Annotated in this window: 1 protein-coding gene; it reads right to left on the bottom strand. The window is 55.8% G+C overall.

The features are described from left to right. Positions 1–528: 528 nt before the first annotated feature. Complete coding sequence (locus tag AC0L2V_RS32145; protein WP_473522183.1) at positions 529–1509, bottom strand: alpha/beta fold hydrolase; 981 nt, start codon at positions 1507–1509, stop codon at positions 529–531. Positions 1510–1784 lie beyond the last annotated feature (275 nt).

The raw sequence follows: 1784 nt of genomic DNA, 5'->3' as shown, positions 1-1784 counted from the left end.
CTCAACCCGCGCCCTACGGCGTAACAGAAACAGCTGAGGCTCTAATCGCCGCCGGATGACAGTTCAGTGGCAGGTCACTCTCTCCCAGCGATTCATTCTCGCCTGTTCGCAATGAAAGTCATAAGACAAGCGCGTCGCATTCGACCGGCCTCATACGACGCGCTTAGGTTCTTGTTTTGATGCATGTCGTTACCGCAAAACCGCTGCACACTTTTGCGCGACATGCATTAGCAGCGGGACGAATTTTCGGTCTGCGCCGGCAGGACGGTGCCGAAAGCAGATCTCGGCAACACGGCAGATGGCGGCCTGATCCCAATGATAACGACGCCAAGTCCTTGTCGATGTCCCTGCATCTATTGATCTATTGCGCCTTGCCAGCGACCCGAAACTCCGCTCGGCTGGATGGCGCGGCTGCTCTGCTATCGACAATATCGCAGTTGAATTGCGGATGGCCGAGCGCGCCGGTCCAAACGGTATACCACATTGACCGGCGCCAGCCGGCGCTCGAGTCCTTAGTGCCCCGTATGGCTAAGCGCCTCCGGTGAGGCTAAAGTGACCGACGAGCCAGTTCACGGCTTCGCTCTGGTCTCGTTGGATCATGTGAGCTGCTTTAAGCAGGTGGAATTCCGAATTTTCGATCATCTTCGCCAGCCTCCATCCGCGCTGTGGCGCCACGGTGGCGTCATTCGCGGACCAGATAAGCATTGTCTTCCCGTAAAGCCGATCGATGTAGGGGAAGATATACTCCTGCTGCAGCAGGATATAACGTCTCATGTCCTTTTCTTCTATAGGCAGGTGCTTTCGGACCTCCCATTTTCCGCGCGTCGCAGGGCGCCTGTAAGCTATCCGACGATACTCCTCTAGCTCCGCTTCATACGGAACCGCCCCGTGTGCGATTGGGCCTCTCCGCACATACTCCTCTTCACTCGGCATCGGCCCGGTATAGTCATATGCCACGGTGGCTGCATTGAGCCATGCATCGTCACGCTCGTCTCCAAATGGCTCAGGTCCAATTGGCGGCGAAACCGCGCTAGATGTAAGCAGAACGGCTTTTGAAACAAGATCGGGACGGACGATCGCGACCCTCGCAGCGACGTATGATCCTTCTGAATGACCTACCAGCGTGATCTGCTTCAAATCCATTGCTTCAATGAAATTAATGACATGGTCCACCCGACCGAGCCGGTTGATATATTGGCCAGGATTAGGATCGTCCGTCCCTCCAAATTGGAGTTGATCAAGCGCGATCACTCTGAAACGATCGGATAGGCCATGCAGTTGCCAAATCCAGCTTAACCTCGCATCTAAGATTCCACCTGGGGACGCCCCATGCAGAAGCACAATCGGATGACCGGCTCCCGCCTCATAGTAAGCCGAACCGATCCCGCCAACTGATATGCGTTGTTCAGGGATGAGCGTTTTGCCGGTCGGCCGCGGCGCCGGCGCTGCGCTGGCAAGAGGCGAATTGGCGCCGACGCCGCGGCTGATATCGTCGAGTTCTTGAGACATTGGGATGCTCCTAACCACTTTTTTGTGTGTGCGCTGGGGCCATTGTTTGAGATGGAAGCATCCAGTGGGTCGCATGGCCCGCGCCCTCTCCATAACGCAATGGGCCGCTATCACATTTCGTGGAAACAGGGAGCTTCCCGCCAACCTGCACCAGATGCCAAGTCAGCGCCTTTCGTTCCAGAATCTCAACAAACCTCACCATCCACTCACGCGAGAAGAGATTTTGTAATGCTCATCAGATCAAAGATCGGCACATTGGTCAGCTTTCGAATGTC

Source organism: Mesorhizobium sp. WSM4814, from assembly GCF_055811595.1.
This window is presented reverse-complemented; position numbering and strand designations above follow the sequence as displayed.

Coding starts and splice junctions, on each gene's coding strand:
- AC0L2V_RS32145 (WP_473522183.1), bottom strand. CDS start 1,509: ATGTCTCAAGAACTCGACGATATCAGCCGCGGCGTCGGCGCCAATTCG.